This window comes from Ensifer adhaerens (genome assembly GCF_002940685.1).
GTDB classification, from domain to species: domain Bacteria; phylum Pseudomonadota; class Alphaproteobacteria; order Rhizobiales; family Rhizobiaceae; genus Ensifer; species Ensifer adhaerens_E.
Genome location: NZ_PNFP01000066.1, coordinates 1 through 803, shown reverse-complemented (window position 1 = coordinate 803; position 803 = coordinate 1). Strand labels below are relative to the sequence as shown.

General features: G+C 65.1%; 2 protein-coding genes. Both read right to left on the bottom strand.

Features of this window, described 5'->3' with window-relative positions; all coding sequences use genetic code 11:
• Positions 1 to 468, bottom strand: a 468-nt coding sequence (locus C1A35_RS35630) for a general stress protein (protein ID WP_104668916.1), incomplete at its 3' end; no start/stop codon positions are given.
• Between the two features lie 20 nt (positions 469 to 488).
• Entirely contained in the window at positions 489 to 800 is a 312-nt protein-coding gene (locus tag C1A35_RS35625; RefSeq protein WP_104668917.1) for a PepSY domain-containing protein, read from the bottom strand.
• Positions 801 to 803 lie beyond the last annotated feature (3 nt).

The following is an 803-nucleotide window of genomic DNA, read 5'->3' as shown; positions in this document are numbered from 1 at the left end:
GCGCAGAATGGCTTCCGCATCCGCGTAGAGCGCGTTATCGACACGGGCGGTGACGACGGCGCCGCCGCGGCGCACGCCCTCGGCATACACATGGGCATGATCTTCCGGAACCCCCGATTCCGTCATTGCACCGATGATGCCGCCAGCGGCACCACCCGCGACAGCCCCTGCCGCGGCACCTGCTGCCGTTGCGGCAAGCCAACCGGCAGCCACCACCGGTCCGACACCTGGAATGGCCATGAAGCCGAGGCCCGTCAATAGCCCACCGACGCCACCGATCGCCGCGCCGACACCCGCACCGGTACCTGCACCCTCAGCGGCGTTGTCGTCGTTTGCGGTCCCATAGCGGTCGCCAACATTGTTGGAAACGATGCTGATATCGTCCGACGGCACGCCGCGATCTTCAAGTGCGCTGACTGCTGCGCGGGCGTCGGCATAATCATCGAAAAGTCCGGTAACGGTTTTCATGAGGGATCTCCTTGAGAGCGTTAGTCGGCAACGATGTTGCCCTGGTAGTCGAGCGCGACCGCAACGGACTTTCCGTCCTTCATCGCGGTGGCGCGCCAGACGCCGGTCTCGTCGAGTTTTAACCCGGTGATCTCGGTATAGCCGGCCTCGGCAATGCGATCCTTCGCCTGCTCCTCGGTGAAGCTGTTGGATCCGGCAACCGGTGCTGTGGGGTTGGTCGTGTCGGGTGTGGCGACCGCCGGTGTGTCGCCCTCTGTGGTGGCGGGAGGTGTTGCGGTTTGCGCGAGCGCGCCAAGGGTCGACGCGCCGAGGAATACCGCGGCGAGCAGCAGATT